Annotated in this window: 16 protein-coding genes; 5 read left to right on the top strand and 11 right to left on the bottom strand. The window is 73.3% G+C overall.

The window, feature by feature from the left end:
• Positions 1–19: 19 nt before the first annotated feature.
• Positions 20–1,405, bottom strand: coding sequence for a transcriptional regulator (locus ACIF80_RS10230; protein WP_399801888.1), 1,386 nt, complete (start codon positions 1,403–1,405; stop codon positions 20–22).
• 338 nt (positions 1,406–1,743) lie between these two features.
• Between ACIF80_RS10230 and ACIF80_RS10225 the strand changes: the two genes are divergently transcribed.
• The 3 genes from ACIF80_RS10225 (at position 1,744) to ACIF80_RS10215 (ending at position 4,958) form a co-directional block, all read left to right on the top strand.
• On the top strand, positions 1,744–2,442 hold the full coding sequence (locus ACIF80_RS10225) for a bifunctional DNA primase/polymerase (protein ID WP_399801885.1): 699 nt from the start codon (positions 1,744–1,746) through the stop codon (positions 2,440–2,442).
• A gap of 72 nt (positions 2,443–2,514) precedes the next feature.
• Complete coding sequence (locus tag ACIF80_RS10220) at positions 2,515–3,315, top strand: ABC transporter ATP-binding protein (RefSeq protein ID WP_399801882.1); 801 nt, start codon at positions 2,515–2,517, stop codon at positions 3,313–3,315.
• The gene (locus ACIF80_RS10215; protein WP_399801879.1) at positions 3,312–4,958 is read left to right on the top strand and encodes a transporter; all 1,647 of its coding nucleotides are present in this window, start codon (positions 3,312–3,314) and stop codon (positions 4,956–4,958) included. The genes ACIF80_RS10220 and ACIF80_RS10215 overlap by 4 nt, the downstream gene beginning before the upstream one ends.
• Before the next feature lie 92 nt (positions 4,959–5,050).
• On the opposite strand, the gene ACIF80_RS10210 is transcribed toward ACIF80_RS10215, so the two are convergent.
• Both ACIF80_RS10210 and ACIF80_RS10205 read right to left on the bottom strand, forming a co-directional pair.
• Positions 5,051–5,932 (bottom strand): alpha/beta fold hydrolase, encoded by an 882-nt coding sequence (locus ACIF80_RS10210; RefSeq protein WP_399801877.1) that lies wholly within the window; start codon positions 5,930–5,932, stop codon positions 5,051–5,053.
• A gap of 602 nt (positions 5,933–6,534) precedes the next feature.
• On the bottom strand, positions 6,535–7,227 hold the full coding sequence (locus ACIF80_RS10205; protein WP_399801874.1) for a metal-dependent transcriptional regulator: 693 nt from the start codon (positions 7,225–7,227) through the stop codon (positions 6,535–6,537).
• Between the two features lie 260 nt (positions 7,228–7,487).
• Between ACIF80_RS10205 and ACIF80_RS10200 the strand changes: the two genes are divergently transcribed.
• Complete coding sequence (locus ACIF80_RS10200) at positions 7,488–8,243, top strand: SIS domain-containing protein (RefSeq protein ID WP_399801872.1); 756 nt, start codon at positions 7,488–7,490, stop codon at positions 8,241–8,243.
• 32 nt (positions 8,244–8,275) lie between these two features.
• Here ACIF80_RS10200 and ACIF80_RS10195 read toward each other — a convergent pair whose 3' ends face one another.
• The 3 genes from ACIF80_RS10195 to ACIF80_RS10185 form a co-directional block, all read right to left on the bottom strand.
• Entirely contained in the window at positions 8,276–9,688 is a 1,413-nt protein-coding gene (locus ACIF80_RS10195) for a PAS domain-containing protein (protein WP_399801870.1), read from the bottom strand.
• Positions 9,689–9,884: 196 nt separating this feature from the next.
• A complete protein-coding gene (locus tag ACIF80_RS10190) occupies positions 9,885–10,304 on the bottom strand; it encodes a RidA family protein (protein ID WP_399801867.1) in 420 nt (139 codons plus the stop codon).
• 364 nt (positions 10,305–10,668) lie between these two features.
• Positions 10,669–11,775 (bottom strand): citrate synthase 2, encoded by a 1,107-nt coding sequence (locus ACIF80_RS10185; RefSeq protein ID WP_399801864.1) that lies wholly within the window; start codon positions 11,773–11,775, stop codon positions 10,669–10,671.
• 354 nt (positions 11,776–12,129) lie between these two features.
• Here ACIF80_RS10185 and pdxH point away from each other — a divergent pair, with 354 nt between their 5' ends.
• Positions 12,130–12,798, top strand: coding sequence for a pyridoxamine 5'-phosphate oxidase (gene pdxH, locus ACIF80_RS10180; RefSeq protein WP_399801861.1), 669 nt, complete (start codon positions 12,130–12,132; stop codon positions 12,796–12,798).
• Here the strand turns inward: pdxH and ACIF80_RS10175 are convergent.
• The 5 genes from ACIF80_RS10175 to ACIF80_RS10155 form a co-directional block, all read right to left on the bottom strand.
• A complete protein-coding gene (locus tag ACIF80_RS10175; RefSeq protein ID WP_399801858.1) occupies positions 12,788–13,453 on the bottom strand; it encodes a TetR/AcrR family transcriptional regulator in 666 nt (221 codons plus the stop codon). The two genes, pdxH and ACIF80_RS10175, sit on opposite strands and share 11 nt — an antisense overlap.
• Entirely contained in the window at positions 13,441–14,175 is a 735-nt protein-coding gene (locus ACIF80_RS10170) for an enoyl-CoA hydratase family protein (RefSeq protein WP_399801855.1), read from the bottom strand. Before ACIF80_RS10170 ends, ACIF80_RS10175 begins: the two co-directional genes overlap by 13 nt.
• On the bottom strand, positions 14,172–15,752 hold the full coding sequence (locus ACIF80_RS10165; RefSeq protein WP_399801852.1) for a 4-coumarate--CoA ligase family protein: 1,581 nt from the start codon (positions 15,750–15,752) through the stop codon (positions 14,172–14,174). Before ACIF80_RS10165 ends, ACIF80_RS10170 begins: the two co-directional genes overlap by 4 nt.
• A gap of 232 nt (positions 15,753–15,984) precedes the next feature.
• On the bottom strand, positions 15,985–17,163 hold the full coding sequence (locus tag ACIF80_RS10160; protein ID WP_399801849.1) for an acyl-CoA dehydrogenase family protein: 1,179 nt from the start codon (positions 17,161–17,163) through the stop codon (positions 15,985–15,987).
• Positions 17,164–17,249: 86 nt separating this feature from the next.
• A complete protein-coding gene (locus ACIF80_RS10155) occupies positions 17,250–19,121 on the bottom strand; it encodes a biotin carboxylase N-terminal domain-containing protein (RefSeq protein WP_399802616.1) in 1,872 nt (623 codons plus the stop codon).
• Positions 19,122–19,129 lie beyond the last annotated feature (8 nt).

Genomic DNA, 19,129 nt, shown 5'->3' with positions numbered 1-19,129 from the left:
TGGCGCCGCGACGCCGCGCTCACGCCGCCGCGGGCAGGGCCATGCGCGCACCGAACTCCCGTACCACCGGCTCCTCCTGGTACGGCTCCAGCCGCTGCTGGAAGTCCTCCAGGTACTCGGCGCCCCGGTGGGACCTGAGCCCGTCCAGCAGCTCCACCGCCTTCAGACCCGTGGTGCAGGCCTGTTCGACCTCCCGCTGCTGCACCTGCGCCGTGGCGAGCAGCACATAGCCGATCGCCCGGCGCCGCACCCGCGACTCGGGATGCCCGGCCAGCGCCTCGCGCGCGCACCGTGCGGCGGCCTCGGCCTGCCCCAGGTCCCGGTGGCAGTGCGCCAACTCGTCGGCGAGGTAGGCCTCGTCGAAGTGGGCGATCCAGGCGGGGTCGTCCCCCGAGGCCGGGTCGGCCGCCTCCATGGCGCCGATCGCGCGCCCGGCCGCCTCCTGCGCGGCGTGCGCGTCACCCATCAGCGCGTGCCCGCGCGCCTCCGCCGCCCGGAACATCGCCTCCGCCCGGGGTGTCGCCCGCCCTCGCGCGCCTTCCTGGGCGGCACGCGCCAACTGCGCGATCTCACGCGGGTTTCCGAGCTGCGCGGCCAGATGGCTCATGGAGGCGGCGAGCACGTACCCGCCGTACCCGCGGTCGCCGGCCGCCTGGGCCAGCCGCAGCGCCTGGATGTAGTAGCGCTGGGCGAGGCCCGGCTGCCCGGTGTCCACGGCCATGTACCCGGCCAGTTCGGTCAGTCGGGCGACCGCCGCGAACAGCTCGCGCCCGACGGCCTCCCGGTACGAGCCGGTGAGCAGCCCGGAGACGACGCTGTTGAGGTAGTGCACGACGACCGGGCGCACGTGCCCGCTGCCGTACTGATGGTCCAGGTCCACCAGGGACTGCGTCATGGCCCGCACGGCTTCCACGTCGGACCGCCCGACCCGCGGCCCGGCCGAGCGCGCCACCTGCGGGTCGGGGGCGGAGATCAGCCAGTCCCGGCTCGGCTCCACCAGCGCGGACGCGGCGACGGAGGAGCCGGACAGGAAGTCCCGCCGGCCCACGTCGCTGCGCCACAGCTCGCAGACCTGCTCTATGGCCCCCAGTACCGTCGGCGAGAACTGGAGACCGACACCCGACGCGAGGTTCTTGCCGTTGGCCATGCCGATCTCGTCGATCGTGACCGTACGGCCCAGCTTGCGCCCGAGTGCCTCCGCGATGATCGCCGGTGCCCGGCCCCGCGGCTGCTGTCCGCGCAGCCAGCGGGCCACCGACGTCTTGTCGTACCGCAGGTCGAGGCCGTGCTCGGCGCCGCACAGGTTGACTCTGCGGGCCAGCCCGGCGTTGGAGCATCCGGCTTCCTGGATGAGCGCCTGCAGTCGTTCGTTCGGCTGCCGCGCGACGAGAGGCCTTGCGGCCATGGCGTACCCCCTGAGGCTGCGGTGCCTGCCCACGCACCGAGTTGACGTGTCTTCGGCGGCCGGACCCGCCCATCCCCTGACAACTCCCCTCGTGAAGGGACGAAAGTTCCGGCCGTGAAGATCAATGCCCCGCCGAGGTGCCGAAGATGCGAGGCATGTACGAATTGCCGAGGTGACGGCGGATGCCGGCCCCGTCCTGGCTACCCACCCTTGGCTACCCACCCGCGGACACCGATCCTCCTGCGCGCCCCCGGACATGCCCCCATGCGCCCCGACCGGGGAGCGAGTGCCCCGCCCGCGCCGGGGCGCGGGCGTAACCCCTGGTGACGGACGTAGTTGTGTTCAGCGTGGAAGAGACGATCCCGGGCACCGATGCCGGACAGATTCCGAAGCAGCGCGGGGAAACCCTGCTGGACACCGCGGTTCGCTACACCGAGGAGCGCCACTGGGACGTGTTCCCGGGCACGTGGCTGGAGGCCGTCGACGGGGTGCACCGCTGCTCGTGCGGTGTCGTCGAGTGCCCGGCGCCCGGCGCACACCCGGCGCGCTCCGACTGGGCGGGCCAGGCGACCGGCAGCGCGACGGCCGTCCGCCGCATGTGGCAGATGTGGCCGACGGCCTCGATCCTGCTGCCCACCGGCCACGCCTTCGACACGATCTCCGTCCCCGAGACGGCCGGGTTCCTGGCGCTGGCCCGGATGGAGCGGATGGAACTGGCGCTCGGTCCGGTGATCCTGACGCCCGCCCGGCGCATGGAATTCTTCGTGCTCCCCGGCGCCGCGGCGAAGGCGCCGAGCCTGATCCGTGGCCTGGGCTGGTCGCTGTCCCCGCTCGATCTGTCCGTGCGGGGCGAGGGCGCGTACGTGGCGGCGCCGCCCACGCGGTTCGGGTCCAGGGGGGCCGTGCAGTGGGCCAGCGGGCCGACACCGGCGAACCGGTGGCTGCCGGACGCCGCGGAGCTGATCCCGGCGCTGGCGTACGCGTGCGGCCGGGACCGGCAGGACCGCCGGGAACGCCGGGAACGGCAGAAGCAGTAGGGCGTTCCGGGAGAGGATCCCGGCGCGCGCGACCCGTCCCGGCGCCGGACCGGCCCCCGTAGGGTGCTTCGTATGACGGAGGGAACAGAGCGGACAGGGGTGGGCTCGGCCGCCGTACGGGTGCGAGGGCTCTGGAAGCGGTTCGGCCGACAGGCCGCGGTGGCGGGGATCGATCTGGAGCTGCCCGCGGGCAGGTTCATCGGGCTCGTCGGGCCGAACGGGGCCGGCAAGACCACCACGCTGTCGATGGTGACCGGGCTGCTGCGGCCCGACCAGGGCACCGTCGAGGTCGTGGGCCACGACGTGTGGCGCGACCCGGTCGAGGTCAAGGCGCGGATCGGGGTGCTGCCGGAAGGGCTGCGGCTGTTCGAGCGGCTGTCGGGGCGCGAACTGCTCGCCTACACCGGCCGGCTGCGCGGCCTGCCGGGCGCCGAGGTCGACAAACGGGCCACCCAGCTCCTCGACGTCCTCGACCTGGCCGGGGCCCAGCACAAGCTCGTCGTCGACTACTCGACCGGCATGCGCAAGAAGATCGGCCTCGCCGCCGCGCTCCTGCACAATCCCGAAGTGCTCTTCCTGGACGAGCCGTTCGAAGGCGTCGACCCGGTTTCCGCGCAGATCATCCGGGGCGTCCTGGAGCGGTACACCGCCTCCGGGGCGACGGTCGTGTTCTCCTCCCACGTCATGGAGCTCGTCGAGTCGCTCTGCGACTGGGTCGCGGTGATGGCCGCGGGCCGGATCCGCGCCCACGGGCCGCTCGCCGAGGTGCGCGGCGACGCGCCCTCGCTGCAGACGGCGTTCCTGGAACTCGTCGGCGCGCACGGCCGCGACACCGGCTCCGACCTCGACTGGCTGGGCGGCGGGTCCCGGTGACCGCGCCCGTCCCCGCCCCCGGCACCACTCCCCCTCCCCGTGCTCCCGGTGCTCCCGCCCCTTCGGTGACGCCGGTCCTCGTCCGGCTGAAGCTGTCCCTGCTGCGCAACGGACTGCGGCAGTCCGGTGGCCGCAGGGCCGCCTACATCGCCTCGGCCGTCCTCGCCCTGCTGTTCGCCGCGCTCCAGCTCGTCGGCCTGATCGCGCTGCGCCGCGTCGACCACGCCGAGTCGCTGGTCGTGCTCCTCGTGGCGGTGCTGGCACTGGGCTGGGCGGTGATGCCGCTGTTCTTCCCCGGTGGCGACGAGACCCTCGACCCGTCCCGGCTGGTGATGCTGCCGCTGCGTCCCCGCCCGCTGGTGCGGGCCCTGCTCGCCGCCTCGCTGGTCGGCATCGGACCGCTGTTCACGCTGTGCGTGCTGGCCGGTTCGGCGATCGCCGTCGCGCACGGCGGGGCGGCGATCGCCGCCGGTGTCCTCGCCGTCCCGCTCGCGCTGCTGGTGTGCGTGGCGCTGGCCCGCGCGGTCGCCACCGCCAACGTGCGGCTGCTGACCAGTCGCAGGGGACGCGACCTCGCGGTGCTCAGCGGACTCGTGATCGCGGTCGGCGCGCAGTTCGTCAACTTCGCCGTGCAGCGGCTGGGTTCCGCCGGGCTGGACCAGCTCGACCCGGCGGCGGACGTGGTCCGGTGGATTCCGCCGGCGTCCGCGGTCGGCGCGGTGCACTCGGCGGGCGAGGGCGCGTACGGGGCCGCCGCCGTCCAGCTCGCCCTGACCGCCGGGGCCCTGGCGGTGCTGCTGGCGCTCTGGTCGCGCTCGCTGTCCCGGCTGATGACCTCGCCCGACGGGTCCACCCTGCAGAGCGGGGAGGCGGCCGTGCGCGACCGTTCCCCGGCCGGGCTCGCCCGGCTGCTGCCCGCGGGGCGCACCGGCACGGCCATGGAACGCAGCCTCCGCTACGTCTGGCGCGACCCCAAGACCAAGGCGGCGTGGGTGACCTCGCTGGCCATCGGGCTGATCGTGCCGGTGTTCAACGCCTGGCAGGGCACCGGCTCGGTCTACTTCGCCTGCTTCGCCGCCGGGATGCTCGGCATCATGATGTACAACCAGTTCGGGCAGGACACCTCCGCGTTCTGGATGGTCGCGATGACGATCTCCGGCACCCGGGACGCCTACGTCGAACTCCGTGCCCGCGCTCTGGCCCTGCTGCTGGTCACCCTGCCCTACTCGACGCTCGTGACCGTCGTGACCACCGCGATGCTCGGCGACTGGCCGCGGCTGCCGGAGGCCCTGGGGCTGTCCTTCGCCCTGCTGGGCGCGATGCTCGCGACCGGCGCGTGGACGTCGGCGCGCTTCCCGTACTCGATCCCGCAGGAGGGCCACAAGAACGTCGCCCCCGGGCAGGCCGGACTCGCCTGGATCTCGATCTTCGGCGGCATGGTGGCGGCGGCCGTGCTCTGCGCGCCGGTCATCGTCCTCACGATCTGGCTGAACGTGAGCGCGGGCGGCGAGGGCTGGACGTGGCTGCTGCTGCCGGCAGGCACGGCGTACGGTGCCGCCCTCGCCCTCGCCGGTCTCCGCCTCGCGGCTCCGAGCACGGCCCGCCGCCTGCCGGAGATCCTCACGGCGGTCAGCAAGGGCTGAAGGGCACGGCAGGGGCACGGAACGAGGGCGGGTACGGGGCAGCGGTACGGGGCCCGCGGCAGAGCGGGGGCCCGGAACCCGGGGCCCGGGGCTCAAGCGTCCTGAAGGGTGTCCAGGAACGGTTCGATGGCGGTGCGCCAGGCGTCGGGCTGGTCGTAGTGGACGAGGTGGCCGGCGTCGGCCACCTCCGCGTACCGGCCGCGGGGCAGGACCCGGACCATCTCCTGGGCCTCCGCGCGGCCCAGTGCGCCGTCGAGGCCGCGGACCACCAGGGTGGGGCACCGCACCTGGGCCAGCTCCTCCCAGTGCGCGTCGTACACCCAGGTCTCGCGGGAGCGGAGCATCTGGTCGAGGTCGAAGACCGGCCGCCATCCGTCCGGGGACTCGGCCATCACCTCGGCGTAGAACTCGCCGCGGGCCGGGTTCGGCCGCTCCACCCAGGGGTCGTCCTCGCCGAACCACTTGCGGACGTCGGCGAGGGTGGCGAACGGAACGGGCCAGGCCTTGAACCACTGGGCCCACTCGCGCTGCGAGGCAGCCCCGAGCGCGGAGGCCCGCATGTCGCAGATGATCAGCCCGCGCACCAGGTCGGGGCGTTTGGAGGCCAGTTGCCAGGCGGTCAGGGCGCCCATGGCGTGGCCGATGAGGACGGCCGGCCCGAGGCCCAGCTGCTCGAGGACGGCCTCGGTGTCGTCGACATAGGCGTCACGGGTGAACGAGGCCTGCGGGGGCTTGTCGCTGCGCCCGTGGCCGCGCTGGTCCAGGGCGACCGCCCGGTACCGCCCGGAGAGCCAGCGGGCGGTGGACGCCCAGTGCGAGGCGCGGCCCATGAGCCCGTGGAGCAACAGCACGCTCGAGGCGTCGCTCCCGGTGGTGTGCTCCGTCGGGTCGCTGCCGGTCTTGGGCGGATCGCCGAACTCCCAGGCGGCGAGACGTACGCCGTCCGACCCCGTCACGTCGATGCGTCGCGCCATTGTCTTGGCACCCCCAGCTCGCTGCTTGCCGTGCTGCTTGCCCTGCCCGCTGTTACCGCCCCACAGGTTATCGAATGTGCTTTCGAAAACAGGGTTTTGGCCGTCAACACCCCTCGTACGAGTGACCCCGCTCGGGGATTGAGCGCCGCGACCGGGGGGAGATCTCCAACGGGAGGCGGACCTCTCGGGGAAATTGGTCCGCAGGGAATGACCCTGGGAGCTCGGGGCTCCGGGTCAGCACAGGGGAGGACAGGCCCCGGCGCCGTGTGGCGCCGGGGCTCCTCACGTGGTCACGGCACATCGTCCCGCCCCTCCCCGGCCGGACGACAGCGCGGTCGGCCCGGCCAAGAGCCCCTCAGGTCATATGCCTCACGCGACAGCCTCGCACGCGAACCGGGCGAGCGCTGCCCTTCGGCACACTCGATCCGGATTCGGCGCGATCGCACCGGCGCCGCGACGCCACCGGAGCAACTTCCTTGCGCAGCAGCCGAGTTGACCGGACGCGAACACGCGCCCCGTCACGGGACCGGCACCGCGCCGACCCCGCTCCCCGCCCCTGCCCCGCCCCCTGTCCGGCCGCTGCCCACCGGCCGGGCCCGGGACTACGGCTTGGCGACGAAGACGTGGGAGGCGATGTCCTTCGCCAGCTCGGCCGCCTCACCGCTGCTGCCCACCAGCACACCGCCCGCCGACTCCGTCACGCTGACCACCGAACCGGGCTGGACGCCCGCCCGGCGCAGCGTGTACATCAGCTGCGCGTCCGTCTGGATCGGCTCGCCGATACGGCGCACCACGACCGTCTTGCCCTCGGGACCCGGGGCGAGATCGGCCAGGGACACCATGCCCTCGTCCAGGAACGGGACGGCGCCGTCCTTCTCGCCCAGCTCCTCCAGGCCCGGGATCGGGTTGCCGTAGGGCGACTCGGTGGGGTGCCGCAGCAGCTCCAGCACGCGGCGCTCGACGGCCTCGCTCATCACGTGCTCCCAGCGGCAGGCCTCGGCGTGCACCTGCTCCCACTCCAGGCCGATCACGTCGACGAGCAGACACTCGGCGAGGCGGTGCTTGCGCATCACGCGGGTGGCGAGCCGGCGGCCCTCGTCGGTGAACTCCAGATGCCGGTCGGCGGCGACGGACACCAGGCCGTCGCGCTCCATCCGGGCCACCGTCTGGCTGACCGTCGGCCCGCTCTGGTCGAGCCGCTCCGCGATCCTGGCGCGCATGGGGACCACGCCTTCCTCCTCCAGCTCGAGGATGGTGCGGAGATACATCTCCGTGGTGTCGATCAGTCCGGACATACGTGCCCCTCGATGAGATATCTGCGATTGGCTCTGCCGGAGGCTGGACGGCTCACCGGCGCATGCGCTGGCCCTGGACTCAATTCTGACGCATGACACCGACAACCGAGCCGCGCCGTGGAACGAAAGGTGTGCACGGAGCGGTACACGGTGGTGCGGGGCCGCCGCGGAGGGCTTCCGGCCCTCGGGCCGCCATATTGACAGGGTACTGGTCCAGACCGCACGGTGATCGGCAGCAGTCCACCCCGAAGGGATGCCGCATGAGCGACCGTACGCCGGCCGGCCAGTTCCTCGATGCCGCGATCGGCCTGTTGCACCGGGTCCGCGACGAGGAGGCCGGCTCCGTCGCGGCCGCGGGCACCCTGCTCGCCGACACGGTCGCGGACGGCGGACGCCTCTTCGCCTTCGGCGCCGGCCACTCCTCGCTCGCCGCGCAGGACATCGTCTACCGCGCGGGCGGACTCGCCCTGATGAACCTGCTCGCCGTCCCGGGCGTCGTCGGCGTCGACGTGATGCCGGCCACCCTCGGCTCGGCCCTCGAACGCGTCGACGGGCTCGCGAGCGCCGTGCTCGACTCGTCCCCGGCCCGCGCGGGCGACGCGCTGGTGATCGTCTCCCTGTCCGGGCGCAACGCGCTCCCCGTGGAGATGGCCATGAACGCCCGCGCCCTGGGCCTGAAGGTCATCGGCGTGACCTCGGTGGCGTACGCGACGGAGACGACGTCCCGGCACGTGTCGGGGACGTACCTCAAGGACCACTGCGATCTCGTCCTGGACTCCAAGATCGCGGTCGGCGACGCGGAGCTGGCCCTGGACAACGTCCCCGCCCCCTTCGCCCCCGCCTCCACCGTCGTCACCGCGGCTCTCCTCCAGGCGGTCATGGCCACCGCGGCCGCCACCCTGGCCGACCGCGGCATCGAGCCGCCCCTCCTGCGCTCCGGCAACGTCGACGGCGGCCACGACTGGAACGGCCGCATCCTGGAGCAGTACGGCGACCGGATCTTCTACCGGCACTGAACCGCGCCGCCGCTCCGGCCGCCGGGCCGGGGTCACTCCCGCTGCCCGGCCGCCCCCATCAGGTCCAGGGCCGCGGCGATGCGGTGGGCCACCTCCTCCGCGTACATCGCGTCGGGGCGTTCGAAGGCGTTGCGCCCCGGGCCCCGCAGAAACGTCACGGCACCGAGCGTCCGGCCCCGGCTGCGCAGCACCGTGCACAGGGCGTGCGCCGCGTCCGCCGGCCACTGCCGGGACACCGCCCACGCGCGCGCCTCCTCCGCCGGCACCGCCCCCGCGTCGGCCCGTACGGAACCGGCCCGCTCGACGCACCGCAGGGCGGGATGGCCCTGGCCGTACCGCACCGGCAGACCCGCCTGCCCGGCGAGCCGGCTCGGCCCCGGCGCCCCGGACGGAGTGGCCGCGATCCGCACCAGGCGGGCCCGGCCCGTGCTCTCCGCGTCACCCGCGCTCCCGTCGGCCGCCCGGTCCGCGACGCGGTCGATCAGCGCGTGGTCGGCGAATCCGGCGAGCGCGAAGTCCAGATGGACGGTGACGGCCTCCGCCGGGTCCTCGCACTCGGCCGCCGCCCGCGCCGCCCGGTGCAGCTGCTGCGCCCGGAACCGCACCAGTGAGGCCTCCTGCTCGCTCTGCCGGACCTCGGTCACGTCCTGGAACATCCAGCCCACGCCGAGCGGCACCGGCTCCTCCGCCAGCGGCGACGCCAGCCGCACGAAGCCGCACCGCCAGCACCGCCGCCGCTCGCCCTCCGGCTCCCGCACACTCACCCAGATCTCGGCGGGCGCGGGCGGAGCGCCCTGGGCCAGCACATGGGTGAGCGCGCTCTCCAGCTCCTCCACGCCCTGCGACAGCAGCTCCCCGAGCGGCCGCCCCAGTACGGAGGTGCGCCCGGTGCCGAACGCCTTCGCCGCGTGTGCGTTCACCACGGCGGGCCGCAGATCGGCGTCGACGAGGACGACGCCCCAGCTCGCTTCCTCCAGCAGCGCCTCGCTCAGTGCGATCGACCGCTCCAGGTCGATCTGCGCGTGCACCTCGCTGAACGCGCAGTACACGCCGGCCGGCTTCCCGTCGGGCCCGCGTACGGCCGCGGACTGCGTGCGCACCAGCACCCGGCCGCCGTCCTTGGTCAGCAGCGCGAACTCGTTCACCTGCCGGCCCGAGGCGTCCATGGCCGACATCAACCGCCCCTCGACCTCCGCGGCGTCCGCGCCGCGCACCGCCCATCCGGCGAAGCCCCGCCGGCCCACGGCCTCGGCCGCGGTCCATCCGAGGATGCGCTCCGCCTCGCGGTTCCAGTGCGTCACCACCGCGTCCGCGTCGAAGGCGCACAGGGCGGCGTCCATGCCGTCCAGCAACGCGGCCAGCAGATCGGAACCGTCCGAACTCTCCCGCCCGGGCTCTTCGGGCCCCAGTTCGTCGGTGGTCCCACTACGCCGGGAAGCACTCACCTGGACCCCCTGCAGCTGCGTCCTACGTACGGCACGTCGGTCCGCCCACTTGCAATCATTCAACTTGAACGTGACTCAGCGCACACCGGGTTCCCGCAACATTGAGAAAATCGTTGTACGCCACCGGCATACCCGGTCCCGCCCGGCCCCCGCCCGGTCCCGGCCGCCGTCCCCGTCCGGCGTCCCCGCACTCCGCTCAGCCTCCGCCGTCCCGCGCCTTCCCGCCGCTCCCCCGCCGGGCGTCCACCTCGATCTCGATCCTCATCCGGGGATCGGCGAGCCCGCACACCTGCATGGTCGCCGCGGGCCGGACCTCGCCGAAGCAGCGCCTCAGCACGGGCCAGCACGGCTCGAAGTCCTCCCGCGCGGGCAGCAGGTAACGCACCCGCACGACGTCCGCGAAGGTGCATCCCGCCCCGTCCAGGGCCGCTTCGATGTTCCGCAGGCACTGCTCGGCCTGCTCGACCACGTCGTCGGAGATCGTCATGGCCGCGTAGTCGAACCCGGTGGTCCCGGACACGTACACCCGGTCCCCGTCCACCACGGCCCGCGCGTAACCGATCCGCTCCTCGAACACCGACCCGCCCGTGATCGTCCGCCGCCCCGTGTCTCCCATGCGCCGCACGGTAGGTGACCGGCGGTGACACGTCCAACGGTCAATATCTCGAAAAACCGGTTGATCGGACGGCGGGACGGTTCCTAGGGTGGGGGTATTCCGGAAAGGAGGTGGTTCGGCAGATGTATTCATACCGGACGGAAGAGGTGGCTGCGGGCCAGTAGCCCGTCGCCGTACTCGGTTCGGCGCCGGACCAGCGTGTGCCTGACGCACGCGACCGGCCCAATCCAACGCAGTCGCCCGACCCGCGAGTCGCCGGTACGTCCGGCCGGCCCCTCCTTGAGAGGACCGGGCTCGCGGGTCGTCTGCGTTTCCGGGAGCGCCGGAACCCCTCGGGCCCCGGGCTCCCGTCGCACCGCGGGTGTCAGGCCCGGTCGGCGATGTCCGCGTAGCCCTCGATCTCCTTCGGGTCGCGGTTGCCGGGGCCCATGTAGCGGGCGGAGGGGCGGACCAGGCGGCCGGTGCGCTTCTGCTCGAGGATGTGGGCCGACCAGCCCGCGGTCCGGGCACAGGTGAACATCGAGGTGAACATGTGGGCCGGCACCTCGGCGAAGTCCAGGACGATGGCGGCCCAGAACTCGACGTTGGTGGCCAGGACGCGGTCGGGACGGCGGGCGTGGAGCTCGGCCAGGGCGGCCTTCTCCAGCGCCTCGGCGACCTCGAAGCGCGGGGCGCCGAGATCGCGCGCGGTGCGGCGCAGCACACGGGCGCGGGGGTCCTCGGCGCGGTAGACGCGGTGGCCGAAGCCCATGAGGCGCTCGCCCTGGTCGAGCACCCGCTTCACGTACGCCTCGGCGTCCCCGGTGCGTTCGATCTCCTCGATCATGCCGAGGACGCGCGAGGGCGCGCCGCCGTGCAGGGGGCCCGACATGGCGCCGACGGCGCCCGAGAGGGCCGCGGCCACGTCCGCGCCGGTGGAGGCGATGACGCGGGCCGTGAAGGTGGAGGCGTTCATGCCGTGCTCGGCGGCGGAGGTCCAGTACGCGTCGACGGCGGCGACGTGCTTGGGGTCGGGCTCGCCGCGCCAGCGGATCATGAAGCGTTCGACGACGGAGCGCGCCTTGTCGATCTCGCTCTGCGGGACCATGGGCCGGCCCTGGCCGCGCGCGGACTGGGCGACGTAGGAGAGAGCCATGACGGCGGCGCGCGCGAGGTCGTCGCGGGCCCGCTCGGCGTCGATGTCGAGGAGCGGTTTCAGGCCCCAGACGGGTGCCAGCATGGCGAGCGCGGACTGGACGTCGACGCGGACGTCACCGGAGTGGACGGGGATCGGGAAGGGTTCGGCGGGCGGCAGACCGGGGTTGAAGGCTCCGTCGACGAGAAGGCCCCAGACGTTCCCGAAGGAGACGTGCCCGACCAGATTCTCGATGTCGACGCCCCGGTACCGGAGGGCGCCGCCCTCCTTGTCCGGTTCGGCGATCTCCGTCTCGAACGCGACGACTCCTTCGAGCCCGGGTACGAAGTCGGACATCAGGCGGCTCCTCATGATGGGGACGACGGATGGTGGTGCGGGTGGGACGACCACGCGCCGGCCGGTCGGTGGGTCGACCGGTCGGTAACCGGTCGATCTGTCGAGGTGAGTGCGCGTCCGAAGGCTCCGCGGTCGTCATCGTGAGGACTCGCGGTCCGGGACGTCACCCCTGTGATGCCCGGCTGGCGGCTACCCAACCGGCTCACTGCCCAGCACGATATCCCTGAGTGCCATTTTTGGGGAGGGCTTGCGGCACTCAGTGCCACTTCGTTGCGGACGGCCTCCCCCCGCCCCGCCCCTCCCGGCCCTCGGACGCCCCGCCCGCGCTCTCCGCGCATACGGCAGGATGACGGCGTGACCGACCGAGACGCTGTTCCCCTCGATCTCGCCTCGATGCGCAAGCAGTACCGGGCCGAGGGGCTTTCCGAGACCGACCTGGCCGCCACTCCCCTCGAGCAGTTCGCACGCTGGTTCAAGCAGGCGGCGACGGACGGCGGCCTCTTCGAGCCGAACGCGATGATCGTGTCCACGGCGGACACCAAGGGACGGCCCAGCTCCCGCACGGTGCTGCTGAAGCACTTCGACGAGCGGGGGTTCGTGTTCTACACGAACTACGACTCCCGCAAGGGGCGCGAGCTGACCGGGAACCCGTACGTCTCGCTGCTGTTCCCGTGGCATCCGATGGCCCGGCAGGTCATCGTCACCGGAGTCGCGCGGCGCACCGGCCGGGACGAGACGGCCGCCTACTTCCGCACCCGGCCGCACGGCTCGCAGCTGGGCGCGTGGGCGAGCGGCCAGTCGTCGGTGCTGACGGACCGCGCGGACCTGGACGCGGCGTACGCGGAGCTGGCGGCCCGGTACCCGGAGGGCGAGCAGGTGCCGGTCCCGCCGCACTGGGGCGGCTTCCGGGTGGCCCCGCAGGCGGTGGAGTTCTGGCAGGGCCGCGAGAACCGCCTGCACGACCGCCTGCGGTACGTGGCACGGCCGGACGGCGGCTGGCGGGTGGAGCGGCTCAGTCCGTGAGCCTTCGGCCCAGCGCCCCGTCCAGCAGGGCCGCCCACTGTCGTACCACCCGTTCGCGGCGGGCCGCGTCGTCGGTGAGGAGGGTGGCGAGGCCCAGGCCGCGGGCCATGTCGAGGAGGCCCTGGACGGTCTCGCGGACGCCGGGGCGGGTCTCGTCGGCGGCGAGGAGTTCCACGGCGACGCGGTGGCTCTCCCGGCCGATGCGGGATTCCAGCTCGGTCACGCGGGGCCGCAGCTGCTCCTCGTTGGAGGCGGCGACCCACAGGTGGAGGGCGGCGCGGAACAGAGGTCCGGTGTAGAGGTCGATCAGGGCGGTGACCACCGCGCGTCGGTCGCCGGCGGTGGCGCCTTCGGGGAAGAGGGCACGCAGGGCGGTGGAGCGTTCCTCGGCCACGTACTCCACGGCAGCCGTGAAGAGGTCCTCGCGGGTCGGGAAGTGGTGCTGGGCCGCTCCCCGCGAGACGCCCGCGCGTTCGGCGACGACGAGGACCGTGGAGCCCGCCCAGCCGTGTTCGGCGAGGCAGGCCACGGCGGCTTCCAGGAGGCGCTGCCGGGTGGCCCGGCTGCGGTCCTGCTTGGGGACGCGTTCGGCACGGTCGCTTCGATCGCTGCGGTCACTGCGGTCACTGCGATCGGTCGTGCTCAAACCGTCCATTCCGGATCCCGTCGTTCGAGGAAGGCCGTCATCCCCTCGCGCGCGGTGGCGGAGGAGAAGAGGCGGGCCGAGAGCGCGGTCAGGTCGGCGGCGTCCCGGTCGAAGGTCTCCAGCACCCTAGCCGTGAGCAGCCGTTTCGTCTCGGCCAGGGCCTCGGGGGCGGCTCGGCGCAGCCCGTCGAGGACGGGGGCGAGGACCTCGTCGACGTCCTCGCCGTACGCGGTGAGCAGGCCGGTGCGGACGGCTTCGGCGGCGTCGAGGCGCTCCCCGGTGAGGTAGTAGCGGGCGAGCGCGCGCGGGTCGGTGCGGGGCAGCAGCGGCAGGGAGATGACGGCGGGGGCGACGCCGATGCGGACCTCGGTGAAGGCGAACGTGGCCGTGTCCGAGGCGGCGGCGATGTCGCAGGCGCCGAGCAGTCCGAGGCCGCCCGCGCGGACGTGCCCGGTGACCCGCGCGACGACCGGTTTCGGCAGTTCGAGCAGCTGCTTCAACAGGCCGGTGAGGTCCTGGGGGGCCGGCGGGTCGCGCAGGTCGGCCCCCGCGCTGAAGGTGTTCCCGGTGTGTGTGAGCACGACCGCGCGGACGCCGTCGTCCCGGCCGGCGTCGGTGAGCGCGCCGGCCAGCTCGGCGACGAGGGCGGCGGACAGGGCGTTGCGGCGCTCGGGGGCGTCGAGGCTGAGGGTCTCGACGCCCCGCGTGCGCGTGCGGCCGATCAGGGTCACGAGGGCTCCTCGGACCGCGCCCTGAGTTCGCGGCGCAGGATCTTCCCGGAGGCCGCGCGGGGGACGGCGTCGAGGAACGTGACGTGGCGGACCCGTTTGTACGGGGCGACGTGTTCGGCGACGTACATCATGACCTCGCTCTCCGAGAGCCCGGGGGCGGACGGCTGGCGGACGACGTGGGCGTGCGGGACCTCGTTGCCGTCGTCGTTGTAGGCGCCGATGACGGCGGCGTCGGCGATGCCGGGGTGGGTCAGGAGCAGCGCCTCGAGTTCGGCGGGGGCGACCTGGAAGCCCTTGTACTTGATGAGTTCCTTGACCCGGTCGACGACGAACAGCCAGCCGTCCTCATCGGTGTGGCCGACATCGCCGGTGTGCAGCCAGCCGTCCTCGTCGATCATCGCGTCGGTGGCGTCGGGCCGGCCGAGGTAGCCCTTCATGACCTGAGGGCCGCGGATGAGGATCTCGCCGGACTCGCCGGGGCCGAGGTCCTTGGCCGGGTCGTCGAGGGCGACGATCCGCATCTCGGTGCCGGCGATGAGCTTGCCGACGGTGCCGGGGGGCGCGTCGTCCATGGCGTCCAGGGGGACGACGTGGGTGCCGGGCGAGAGTTCCGTCATGCCGTACGCCTGGCCGACGGGCGGCAGGCCGAGCCGCTGCGAGCAGGCGGCGGCGAGGCTCGCGTCCAGGGGGGCGGCGGCGCTGATGATGTGCTTCAGGGAGCTGAGGTCGTACTCGGCGACCAGCGGGTGCTTGGCGAGCGCCAGGACGATGGGCGGGGCCACGTACAGGCCGGTGATGCGGTGGTTCTGGATGGCCGCCAGGAACGTCTCCAGGTCGAAGCGCGGGAGGACGACGACGGTGGCGCCCATGCGCAGGGGGGCGTTCATCAAGGCCGTGAGGCCGTAGATGTGGAAGAACGGCAGCACGGCGAGGATGCGGTCGCCGGGACCGGTGGTGATCAGCGGTTCGAGCTGGGCGAGGTTCGTGGCGATCTGGCGGTGCGTGAGCATCACGCCCTTGGGGGTGCCGGTGGTGCCGGAGGAGTACGGCAGGGCGGCGACGTCCTCGACGGGGTCGATGGCGACCTGCGGCTCGGGGGCGGTGGAGGCCAGCATGTCGATCAGCGAGCGGTGGCCGGGCGCGCTGTCGCAGACGAGGATCTCCTCGACACCGCCCGCGAGTTCGGCCGCCCTGCGCGCGGTCTGAAGCAGCGGGGAAACGGTGATGATCCAGCGGGCTCCGGAGTCCGCCAGCTGCTTGCCGAACTCCTCGGCGGTGGCGAGCGGGTGGACGGTGGTGACCGACGCGCCCGCGCGGGTGGCCGCGTAGAAGGCGAGCGGGAAGGCGATCGTGTTGGGGCTGTGCAGGGCGAGCACGTCGCCCTTGCGCACGCCGGTCTCGGCGAGAGCGGCCGAGACGCGCCGGTGGAACCGGTCCACCTGCTCGTAGGTGAGGGTGGTGCCGTCGGTGCCGTCGATGAGTGCCGGGGTGCTCCCGAACTCGGCGGCGCGCGCGAGCACCGCGTCGTGGATGGGGAGCTCGACGGGTGGAACGTCTGCGTACTCGCTGCGGAACATGGTTCCTCCTCGCACAACGCTGTGCCGGTTCGGTACGACTCGGTGTTCGGTACTCCTGGATGTGCCGTGACGCCTCTCAGTACTACTGGTTACCGCCGGTTTCAGCACTGCTCGGTGCTGCTCGGAACCACTGGCATTTCCGGCGCTGCCGGTGCTGCCGGTGCTGCCGGTGCTGCCGGTGCTGCCGGTGCTGCCGGTGCTGCCGACCCCGATCGGTGAAAGCCCCTGCCGCTCAGTAGGACTTGGGCAGGCCCAGGGTCTGGTGGGAGACGTAGTTCAGGATCATCTCCCGGCTCACCGGGGCGATCCGGGACACCCGCGCGGCGGTCACCAGCGAGGCGAGGCCGAACTCGCGCGTGAGGCCGTTCCCGCCGAGGGTGTGCACGGCCTGGTCGACGGCCTTCACACAGGCCTCGGCGGCGGCGTACTTGGCCATGTTGGCGGCCTCGCCCGCGCCGACGTCGTCGCCGGCGTCGTAGAGGTGGGCGGCCTTCTGCATCATCAGGCGGGCCAGTTCGAGCTCGATGTGCGCCTGCGCGAGAGGGTGCGCGATGGCCTGGTGCGCGCCGATGGGCGCCTTCCACACCGTGCGTTCCCGCGCGTACTCGACGGCCTTGGCCAGGGCGTGGCGGCCCATGCCGATCGCGAAGGCGGCCGTCATGATCCGCTCGGGGTTGAGCCCGGCGAACAGCTGGAGCAGGCCCGCGTCCGCGTCGCCGACGAGGGCGTCGGCGGGCAGCCGTACGTCGTCGAGGGTCAGCTCGAACTGGTTCTCGGCAGCGCTGAGTTCCATGTCTATCTTCCGCCGCTGGAAGCCCTCGGTGTCGCGCGGGACGATGAACAGGCAGGGCTTGAGGTTGCCGGTGCGGCCCTCCTTGGCGGACACGGTCTCGGTGCGGCCGACGATGAGGGTGGCGTCGGCGACGTCGACGCAGGAGACGAACACCTTGCGGCCGGTGAGCAGCCAGTCCCCGGTGTCGGGGTCGCGGCGCGCGGTGGTCGTGATGCGGTGCGAGTTGGAACCGGCGTCGGGTTCGGTGATGCCGAACGCCATGGAGCGGGTGCCGTCGGCGAGGCCCGGCAGCCACTCCCGCTTCTGCGCCTCGGTGCCGAAGCGGGCGATGACCGTGCCGCAGATGGCGGGCGAGACGACGAGCAGCAGGAGCGGGCAGCCGGCGGCGCCCAGTTCCTCCAGGACGATGGACAGCTCGGCGACGCCGCCTCCGCCCCCGCCGTACTCCTCCGGCAGGTTGACCCCGAGGTAGCCGAGCTTGCCGGCGTCCGCCCAGAGTTCGGCGGCGGGCACGCCCTCGTCGACGGTCCGGGTGAAGTAGGCGCGGCCGTAGCGGTTGCCGAGGGCGGAGACGGCCGCGCGGAGGGCCTTGTGCTCTTCGGATTCGATGACGGGCATGAGCGCTCCTAGGGGAAGGGCTTCGCGTCAGGTGGAAACTGTGCTCGCAGTGGGGTCTCGGGGGGAGCTGTGTCCGTGGCGGGGTCTCAGGCGGGAGGTGTGTCCGCGGCGGGGGGCTGGGCGGGGTCCACGACGGCCAGGAGGGCACCGACCTCCACCTGCTGTCCCGGGGTCGCGTGCAGGGCGCTCAGCGTTCCGGTGACCGGGGCGGAGATCCTGTGCTGCATCTTCATCGCCTCCAGCCAGAGCAGGGGCTCCCCGGCCTGCACGGAGGCGCCCGCGGCCAGCCCGTCCGCGACCCGTACGACCGTGCCCGGCATCGGGGCCAGCAGGGAGCCCGGCGCGAGCTGGGCGGTGGGGTCGGGGAAGCGGGGCAGGGCGGTGAGGGCGGTGCCGTCGACCCACACCCGGTCGCCGTACCGGCCGACCTCGAACCGGCGCCGCACGCCGTCCACTTCGAGGACGACCAGCCCGGCCTCGGCGTGCACCACCTGGACCTCGTCGGCGGCGAGCCCGTCCCGTGTGTGCCGGTAGCGCGCCTCGTGCTCCTCGCCGGCCATGGCGTACCGCTTGACCTGCGGCTGCGAGGGCAGGTTGCGCCAGCCGCCGAACCGGGAGCGGCCGTGGGCGTCGGCGAGGGCGGCGGCGAGCGGGGCGTACGGGTCGGGGACCGGCTCGGTCAGTGCGGGCAGGTGCCGGTCGTAGAAGCCGGTGTCCATGCGGCCTTCCGCGAACTCCGGGTGCCGCAGGGAGCGGACGAGCAGGTCCCGGTTGGTGACGGGGCCGTGGATCGCCGCCCGCTCCAGGGCGGAGGCCAGTGTGCGGACCGCCTCCGCGCGGGTGGGCGCGTGGGCGACGACCTTGGCGATCATCGGGTCGTAGTGGACGCCGATGTCGTCGCCGTCGGTGAACCCGGTGTCCAGGCGGACCGCGCCGGGGACGGCGAGGCGGTGCAGGCGGCCGGTCTGCGGCGCCCACCCGTGGGCGGGGTCCTCCGCGTACAGGCGGGCCTCCACGGCGTGCCCGCGCGCGGAGGGCGGGTCGCCGTCGAGCCGGTGGCCCTCGGCGACGCGGATCTGTTCGGCGACGAGGTCGAGGCCGAACACGGCTTCCGTGACCGGGTGTTCCACTTGCAGCCGGGTGTTCATCTCCAGGAAGTGCGCCCGGCCGTCGGCGACGAGGAACTCGACGGTTCCGGCGCCGGTGTAGCCGACCGCGCGGGCGGCGCGCACGGCGAGCGCGTGGAGTTCGGCGGTGAGTTCCGCGGTCAGGCCGGGGGCCGGGGACTCCTCGATCACCTTCTGGTGGCGGCGCTGGAGGGAGCAGTCCCGGGTGCCGAGCGCCCACACCGTGCCGTGCGTGTCGGCGAGGACCTGCACCTCCACATGGCGCCCGCCCTCCACATAGGGCTCGACGAACACCTCGCCGTCGCCGAAGGCGCTCGTGGCCTCCGCGCGCGCGGCGGCCAGTTCGGCGTCCAGGTCGGCGAGGTCGCGTACGACGCGCATCCCGCGTCCGCCGCCGCCCGCGGCCGCCTTCACCAGCACCGGCAGGTCGGCCCCGGTGACCTCGCGCAGGGGCGCGATGCCCATGAGTTCCTTGGCGCGCGTCTTGGACGCCATCGCCTCGATCGCCTCCGGTGGCGGCCCGATCCACACCAGGCCGGCGTCCTGGACGGCGCGCGCGAAGCCGGCGTTCTCGGAGAGGAAGCCGTAGCCGGGGTGCACGGCGTCCGCGCCGGCCGCGAGCGCGGCCTTCACGACGAGGTCGCCGCGCAGATACGTGTCGGCGGGTGCCGCCCCCGGCAGGCGTACGGACGCGTCCGCCACGCGCGTGTGCAGGGCGTTCGCGTCGGCGTCCGAGTGCACGGCCACCGTCCGGATGCCCAGTTCGCCGCAGGTGCGCGCGATCCGGCAGGCGATCTCGCCCCGGTTGGCGACGAGGACAGTACCGATCACCATGATCC

Source organism: Streptomyces sp. NPDC085927 (assembly GCF_044540975.1).
Taxonomy (GTDB): domain Bacteria; phylum Actinomycetota; class Actinomycetes; order Streptomycetales; family Streptomycetaceae; genus Streptomyces; species Streptomyces hirsutus.
Note: the sequence above shows the minus strand (reverse complement) of the source record. Positions and strands in the feature narration are given on the sequence as shown.